8 protein-coding genes are annotated in these 7876 nt (G+C 63.1%); 7 read left to right on the top strand and 1 reads right to left on the bottom strand.

Going from position 1 to position 7876, the window contains the following annotated elements; all coding sequences use genetic code 11:
- Positions 1 to 47: 47 nt before the first annotated feature.
- Complete coding sequence (locus ACW9JC_RS26785) at positions 48 to 884, bottom strand: IclR family transcriptional regulator (protein ID WP_338581934.1); 837 nt, start codon at positions 882 to 884, stop codon at positions 48 to 50.
- A 244-nt stretch (positions 885 to 1128) separates the two neighbouring features.
- Between ACW9JC_RS26785 and ACW9JC_RS26780 the strand changes: the two genes are divergently transcribed.
- The 7 genes from ACW9JC_RS26780 to ACW9JC_RS26750 are packed head-to-tail and all read left to right on the top strand — an operon-like array spanning position 1129 to position 7648.
- Positions 1129 to 2154: an ABC transporter ATP-binding protein gene (locus ACW9JC_RS26780; protein ID WP_457458767.1), complete on the top strand. Its 1026-nt coding sequence runs from the start codon at positions 1129 to 1131 to the stop codon at positions 2152 to 2154.
- Entirely contained in the window at positions 2151 to 3020 is an 870-nt protein-coding gene (locus tag ACW9JC_RS26775) for an ABC transporter permease (RefSeq protein ID WP_457458765.1), read from the top strand. The genes ACW9JC_RS26780 and ACW9JC_RS26775 overlap by 4 nt, the downstream gene beginning before the upstream one ends.
- Before the next feature lie 6 nt (positions 3021 to 3026).
- Positions 3027 to 3821 (top strand): ABC transporter permease, encoded by a 795-nt coding sequence (locus ACW9JC_RS26770; RefSeq protein WP_338581937.1) that lies wholly within the window; start codon positions 3027 to 3029, stop codon positions 3819 to 3821.
- 7 nt (positions 3822 to 3828) lie between these two features.
- Positions 3829 to 4119, top strand: a complete 291-nt coding sequence (locus tag ACW9JC_RS26765; RefSeq protein ID WP_457458763.1) for a (2Fe-2S)-binding protein — start codon at positions 3829 to 3831, stop codon at positions 4117 to 4119.
- Complete coding sequence (locus tag ACW9JC_RS26760; protein WP_338581939.1) at positions 4116 to 5471, top strand: FAD/NAD(P)-dependent oxidoreductase; 1356 nt, start codon at positions 4116 to 4118, stop codon at positions 5469 to 5471. The genes ACW9JC_RS26765 and ACW9JC_RS26760 overlap by 4 nt, the downstream gene beginning before the upstream one ends.
- Complete coding sequence (locus ACW9JC_RS26755) at positions 5468 to 6583, top strand: NAD(P)/FAD-dependent oxidoreductase (protein ID WP_457458761.1); 1116 nt, start codon at positions 5468 to 5470, stop codon at positions 6581 to 6583. Before ACW9JC_RS26760 ends, ACW9JC_RS26755 begins: the two co-directional genes overlap by 4 nt.
- An 18-nt stretch (positions 6584 to 6601) precedes the next feature.
- Positions 6602 to 7648, top strand: coding sequence for an ABC transporter substrate-binding protein (locus ACW9JC_RS26750; RefSeq protein ID WP_457458759.1), 1047 nt, complete (start codon positions 6602 to 6604; stop codon positions 7646 to 7648).
- Positions 7649 to 7876: the final 228 nt, after the last annotated feature.

The raw sequence follows: 7876 nt of genomic DNA, 5'->3' as shown, positions 1-7876 counted from the left end.
CATTGGAATTCATTTCCCTGTAGGAGCTGCCGCAGGCTGCGATCTTTTCACCCCTGCCCAAACACCTGCGAAGGCCTGCGCAGCAACGGATCGAACGGATTGATCCGCGGCCCGATCAGCGCCGCTTCGCGCTTGAGCATGTCCACCACCGTCGGCAAGCGATCCGGCCCGAGGCGATCACTCACCGTCGCCACACTCAACGCCGCCACCGCCCGCCCCTCACGATCGAGAATCGGCACCGCAACCCCGGCCATGCCCTGCAACACGCCGGTGTTGCGCCCGGCGTAACCAAGTTTGCGCACGTTCTCGACTTCCGAACGCAGGAACACTTCGTCGTACAGATGGAAATCCTTCAACCGTGGCAGGTTGTAATGGATCACCGTGTCGCGCTCTTCTTCCGGCAGAAACGCCAGGATCGCCAGGCTGCCCTGCCCCACGCCCAACGCCACGCGCCCGCCGATATCCCCGGTAAAGGTGCGAATCGGAAACGGCCCTTCACTGCGATCCAGACAGATCGCATCAAAGCCGCAACGCGCCAGCAAGAACAACGAATCACCCAGCGACGCCGACAGCCGCAGCAACGCCGGACGCACCAGTTCGCGCAGGTTGCCGCTGTTGCCCGCTCGGGCGGCCAGGGCGAAAAAATCCAGGCTCAGTCGATAGCGTTTGCTGCGCGCATCCTGCTCGACCATGCCCTCGTCCATCAGGCTGCGCAGCAAACGGTGGGTGGTCGGTTGCGACAAACCGATGTGTTGCGCCAGTTGCGTTACACGCTCCCCGCCCTCGACCGTATCGCCCAACGCACGCAGCACCGCAAACAGTCTGGAGACGGCCCCGACTCCGACTTCATTTTTGCTTTCATTCCGCTCAATGGAATCTGACATGTCATTTCTCGACAATTAATTTACTGATCGAATAAAACTGAAAATAGTCATCGCCTCAGTGAAATAGGCCATTGAGCCCATCCTAGTCTTCGTCCTAATCTGCGTCCAGACGGGGTGATTCGAACAACAACGGCAGCCGACTGAAGTCGAGCGCCATCGCACCCCGCAACAACTTTTCGTATCTGCCCATACAAAAAAGCGCGCCCTCGGGCGACGCATAACAATCTCAGGTGGAGGCGCAGGCATGGCTTTTGTGCAACTTGAAAAACTCGGCAAACGCTACGGTGAAATCGACGCTGTGGTCGCCACCAACCTCTCAGTCGAGAAAGGCGAATTCGTCTCCCTGCTCGGCCCTTCCGGGTGCGGCAAAACCACCACCCTGCAAATGATCGCCGGCTTCGTCGAAGTCACCAGTGGGCGCATCGTGCTCGACGGGCGCGACATCACCCACGCCAAACCCGCCAGCCGTGGCCTGGGCGTGGTGTTCCAGAGTTACGCGTTGTTCCCGCACATGACCGTCAAGGACAACGTCGCCTTCGGCCTGCGCATGCGCAAAGTACCCAACGCCGAGATTCAGCAGCGGGTCGATCGGGTGCTGAAACTGGTGCGCCTCAATCAGCACGCCGAGCGTTACCCACGGGAACTGTCCGGCGGCCAGCGCCAGCGTGTCGCCCTGGCCCGGGCGCTGGTGATCCAGCCGCCGGTGCTGCTGCTCGATGAGCCGTTGTCCAACCTCGACGCCAACCTGCGCGAAGAGATGCAGTTCGAGATCCGCCGCATCCAGCGCGAAGTCGGCATCACCACGCTGATGGTCACCCACGACCAGTCCGAAGCGCTGTCGATCAGTGACCGCGTGGTGGTGATGCAGGCCGGGCGCATCACCCAGATCGACGCGCCCTACACGCTCTACGAACACCCGCGCACCGAGTTCATTTCCGGCTTCGTCGGCAAGGCCAATCTGTTGCCCGGTGAGCGCGACACGGCCGGCGTGGTTCAGGTGTGCAGTCGTGGCGACGGTGACCTGACCCTCAGCCTGCGCCCGGAAAAAATCGACTTGCGCGACGCCGGACATGGCCGCTTGCAAGGCAAGATTGCCAGCCGTTTCTTTCTCGGCAGCCAATGGCTGTACGGCGTTTCAACCAACCTCGGTGAGCTGTGCGTAGTGCGCCGCAACGACGGCTCGGCGCCGCTGAGCGAAGGCACCGCCGTCGGCCTCGATTGGGACGCAGCGCTGTTGCGCGTGCTGAGTGTCGACGAGGTGACGGCATGAGTACGCTCGCCGCCATCCGCCAGGGGCGCCAGGGTTACTGGCTGTCGGCACCGGCCCTGGCCTTGTACCTCGCGCTGCTGGTCATCCCGCTGGCCTTGACGTTGGTGCTGTCGTTCAACGTCTTCGACTACAGCTCGGGGATCGACGGCGACGCCTTCACCGTCGAGCACTACAGCAGCCTGCTGGGCGATCCGTACTTCTATGAAATCTTTCTGCGGACCCTGTGGATCAGCGCGCTGACCACTCTGCTCTGCGTGCTGATCGGCGTCCCTGAGGCCTACATCCTCAGCCGCATGGGCACGCCGTGGCGTTCGATTTTCCTGATCCTGATCCTCACGCCGCTGCTGATTTCCGTGGTGGTGCGCGCGTTCGGCTGGAGCTTGTTGCTCGGCGCCGATGGCCTGGTCAATCAGACGTTGCAAGCATTCGGCGGCTCGCCGGTGAAGCTGCTCTACACGCCGTTTGCGGTGGTGATTGCACTGGTTCACGTGATGCTGCCGTTCATGATCATTCCGGTCTGGACCTCGTTGCAGAAGCTGGACCCCGCCGCCGAACAAGCCGCGCTGTCGCTGGGCGCCAGTCAGTTCACGGTGATTCGTCAGGTGGTGCTGCCGCAAGTGATGCCCGGCATTTTGTCCGGAACGCTGATCGTGTTCGGCCTCGCCGCCAGCTCTTTCGCGATTCCCGGGCTGCTTGGCGGACGCCGCCTGAAGATGGTCGCCACGCTGATCTACGACCAGTACCTGTCGGAGCTCAACTGGCCCATGGGCGCGGCCATCGCCGTGGCCCTGCTGCTCATCAACCTGCTGATCATGCTGTCGTGGAACCGCATGATCGAAGGCCGCTACAAGAAGTCATTGGGATAACTCGCCATGTCCAGGAACGGTCCTTTCGCCCTGTTGTTTCATACCCTGGTGGTGCTGTTCATGCTCGCGCCGCTGGTGGTGGTGTGCCTGGTGGCCTTCACCCCGGAGAACACCCTGAGCCTGCCGACCACGGATTTTTCCCTGCGCTGGTTCCGTGCGGTGTTCGAGCGCGCGGACTTTGTCGATGCGTTCTACAACAGCCTGATCCTCGCGTTCAGTGCCGCCTCGCTGGCGACCCTGATCGCCGTACCCGCCGCGCTGGCGATCACTCGTTTCGAATTTCCCGGCCGGGACTTTCTCAACGGGCTGTTTCTGTCACCGATCATCATTCCGCACCTGGTGCTGGGTGTGGCGCTGCTGCGTCTGTTTGCGCTGATGGGGGTCAACGGCAGCTTCGCGTGGCTGATCTTCGCCCATGTGCTGGTGATCACGCCGTATGTGCTGCGGCTGGTGTTGGCTTCGGCCATCGGCCTGGACCGCAGTGCCGAACACGCGGCGCAATCGTTGGGTGCCGGGCGTTTCACGCTGTTCCGGCAGATCACTTTGCCGATGATTCTGCCGGGTGTCGCTGGCGGTTGGTTGCTGGCGTTCATCAACAGTTTCGACGAGGTCACGCTGTCGATCTTCGTCACCTCGCCGGCCACGCAAACCCTGCCGGTGCGCATGTACGTGTACGCCACTGAATCCATCGATCCGATGATGGCGGCGGTGTCGGCACTGGTGATTGCGCTGACCGCAGTGACCATGATTCTGCTTGATCGGGTCTATGGCCTGGATCGGGTTCTGGTAGGGAAACAATGAGGACGCCATGGCGCTGCTGAAACGACTGGCCGAAGGCGACCGCCCGGCCCTGGACTTTACCCTCGACGGCCAACCGGCCAGCGCCCTGCTCGGTGACACCGTGCTGACGGCGGTGCTGACCTGCGGCGAACACCTGCGCGGCAGCGACTTCAGCGCCGAACCCCGCGCCGGTTTCTGCCTGATGGGCGCCTGCCAGGATTGCTGGGTGCGCCTGGGCGATGGCCGCCGGGTGCGCGCTTGCTCGACCCTGCTCGAAGCCGGGCATCAAATCAGTCGCGAACCGGGGCGATCGTTATGAAACCCGTCGTCATCATCGGTGCCGGGCCGGCCGGGATTCGCGCGGCACAAACGTTGGTCGAACACGGTGTACACCCGGTTCTGCTGGATGAAGCGGCACGCGGTGGCGGGCAGATTTATCGGCGTCAGCCGGCCAACTTCAAGCGTTCGCCGGTCAAGCTGTATGGCTTCGAAGCGCGCAAGGCCAATGCGCTGCACCAGACAATCGACATCCTGCGCGAGCAACTGGATTACCGCCCGGAAACGCTGGTCTGGAACGCCGAGGACGACGCACTCGACACGTTGCAGGATGGCCGGGCCGGGCGACTGGCGTTTTCCAAAGTGATCGTCGCCACCGGCGCCACCGACCGGATTCTCCCGGTGCCGGGCTGGACCCTGCCCGGCGTCTACAGCCTCGGCGCCGCACAGATCGCCTTGAAATTCCAGGGCTGCGCCATCGGCGAGCGCGTGGTGTTTGCCGGCAGTGGACCGCTGCTGTACCTGGTCGCCTATCAATACGCCAAGGCCGGCGCGAAGGTTACCGCCGTGCTCGACAGCTCGCCGTTCAGCGCTCAGGCCCGCGCCCTGCCCGGCCTGCTGGCGCAACCGGCCACGCTGGCCAAAGGCATTTATTACCGAGGCTGGCTGACCGCCCACGGCATCGCGGTGCATCAGGGCGCAACGCTGAATCGCATCGACGGTGAACAGCGCGTGCAGTCGCTGAAATGGTCCGACTCTAACGGCCAACATCAGCTGGACTGCGACGCCGTCGCTTTCGCCCACGGCCTGCGCAGCGAAACCCAGCTCGCCGACTTGCTGGGTTGTGAGTTCGCCTGGAACCCGCTCAATCGCGCGTGGCTGCCAACTCGTGACAGCGCCGGACGCAGCAGTGTCGCCGAGGTCTACCTGGCTGGTGATGGCGCCGGGATCATGGGCGCAGACGCTGCGGAAATGACTGGCGAGCGAGCCGCATTGGCGTTGCTCGAAGACATCGGCTACCTGATCCCGCCGCAACGCCCCGCGCAACTGGAGCAGGCACTGCAACGCATCGGCGATTTTCGTCAGGGTCTGGAGCGTGCTTTTGCCTTTCCCGACAACTGGGCCGCCGACGTCGCTGATGACGTGACGGTCTGCCGCTGCGAAGAAGTGTGTGCCGGTGACATTCGCCAAGTCGTGCGCGAAGGCCACTGGGAAATCAATCGGGTCAAGGCGCACTGCCGGGTCGGCATGGGCCGCTGTCAGGGCCGCATGTGTGGTACCGCTGCGGCGGAAATCATTGCCCGCGAAAGCCAGCGCCCGGTTTCCGAAATCGGTCGGCTGCGGGCGCAGGCACCGATCAAGCCGTTGCCATTTGGCCTGGAGATCGAAGCATGATCGACGTCGACGCAGTGATCATTGGCGGCGGTATCGTCGGCGCCTCCGCAGCGCTGTTTCTCGGCAAGGCCGGTCGCCGCGTGGCGTTGCTGGAACGGGATTTTTGCGGCTCGCATTCCAGCGGTGTGAACTACGGCGGCGTGCGCCGACAGGGCCGCCCGCTGTCGCAACTGCCACTGTCGCAACGGGCGCATGCGATCTGGGCGCAACTGCCACAGTTGATCGGCATCGACGGTGAATATCAGCGCAGCGGACACCTGAAACTCGCCCGCAGCCTCAACGATCTGCACGCCCTGCAAGACTATGCCGACAGCAGCCAGGGTTTCGGCCTCGATCTGCAAGTGCTCGACCGCGCTCAATTGCGTGCGCGTTTTCCATGGGTCGGCGAGGTGGCGGTGGGCGCGTCGTATTGCCCGGATGACGGCCACGCCAACCCACGGCTGGTGTCCCCGGCATTCGCCCGGGCGGCGCAGCGTCACGGTGCGCAGGTGCATGAACAATGCGCGGTGAACGCCGTTGAACATGACGGTCAGCGCTTCCGCATACGCACGCAAACCGGTCTGGAGTTGCACGCGCCGTGGCTGTTGAACTGCGCCGGCGCCTGGGCTGGCAGCCTCGCCGCGCAATTCGGCGAGCCGGTGCCGATGCATTCCGGGCACCCGGCGATGCTGGTGACCGAGCCGTTGCCGCTGGTGATGAGCGCCAGCACCGGCGTCGAGGGTGGCGGCATTTATGCGCGTCAGGTGGCGCGGGGCAATTGCGTGTTGGGCGGTGGCCAGGGCTTTGCCCTCGACGACGCCCGCGCGCGCCCCGGCCAAGGCGCGGTGCTGGAAATCCTCCGCCAGGCCGTCGAGCTCTACCCGTTTCTTGAAGGTGCCCAGGCGATTCGCACATGGAGCGGCACCGAAGGTTACTTGCCCGATCGCCAACCGGTGATTGGTCACAGCCGTACCCAGCCAGGTCTGTTGCATGCGTTCGGGTTTGCCGGCGCCGGTTTCCAGATCGGCCCGGCGGTGGGCCAGGCGCTCACCGAAATCATCTGTAGCGGCGCGTCAAAGACGTCGCTGGATGCGTTTTCCATCACCCGGTTTCACTCCATTTCCGTAGCTTGATAGAGGAAGGTCGCGCCAATGAAAAACTTCAAACGCACTGCTCTGCTCGGTTTGTCCTGCATGAGCGCCCTGCTCACCGTCACCCAGGCCCACGCCGAACCGACGCTTTACCTGGGCATGAACGGCGGGACCATGGAGCGGCTCTACACCGACAAGGTGCTGCCGGCGTTCGAGAAGGCCAACAACGTCAAAGTGGTGATCGTGCCCGGCACTTCCGCCGACATCCTGGCCAAGGTCCAGGCCAGCAAGGGCAACCCGCAGATGCACGTGATGTTCCTCGATGACGGCATCATGTACCGCGCGATCGCCATGGGCCTGTGCGACAAACTCCAGGACAGCCCGACGCTGGAACAGATTCCGGCCAAGGGACGGATCAAGGAAGAAGCCGTGGCGGTCAGCCTTGGCGTCACGGGGCTGGCGTACAACACGCGCCTGTTCAAGGAAAAAGGCTGGAGCGCGCCGACCTCTTGGATGGACATGGCCGACCCGCGCTTCAAAGACAAACTGGTGTTCCAGTCGATGGCCTCCTCGACCTTCGGCTTGCATGGTTTCCTGATGTTCAACCGGATTCAGGGCGGCAGCGAAACTGATGTCGAGCCGGGGTTCAAGGCCTGGCCGAACAGCGTCGGGCGCAACGTGCTGGAGTACATTCCGAGCTCGGCAAAAATATCCGAAATGCTCCAGACCGACGAAGCGGCGCTGTTCCCGCTGACGCCGACCCAAGTCACCGCCCTGAAACTCAAGGGCATGCCGGTGGAGTACGCGCAGCCGAAGGAAGGCGCGGTGGTGCTCAACGTCGCCGAATGTGCGATCGCCAACAACACGCAACCGGAACTGGCGCAGAAACTCGCGGCGTTCCTGCTGACGCCTGAGGCTCAGGCTGCCGCGCTTGAGGATGGTGACCAAATTCCTTCTAACCCGAATACCCCGACGACCGATCGTACCCGTGGGCAGGTTGAGGCGATGAAGCAGTATCTTCAGACGGCGATTGCGGTGGATTGGGATCAGGTCAACGAACAGCGCCCGGCGTGGAATGCGCGGTGGAATCGGAGTATTGAGCGGTAGATAGCGTTTGCGTGGACACAGCAGTTGCTTGTGGGAGCAAGCTTGCTCGCGATGGCTTTGTGTTGGGTTGAGCTGTGTTTTTTTGGTGTACATATCCGTTGCTGCGGTAACGGCGGCTTAAGGTTCCGCCCTTACGGCGGGTCACTTTGGAAAAGCCCCAAAGTAACCAAAAGGCTTTGCCCCTGACGTTCGGTGCCTCGCTGTGGCTCGGCATGCCCTCGCTCCGGT

It is taken from the genome of Pseudomonas sp. SDO5591_S426, from assembly GCF_054070755.1.
This window is presented reverse-complemented; position numbering and strand designations above follow the sequence as displayed.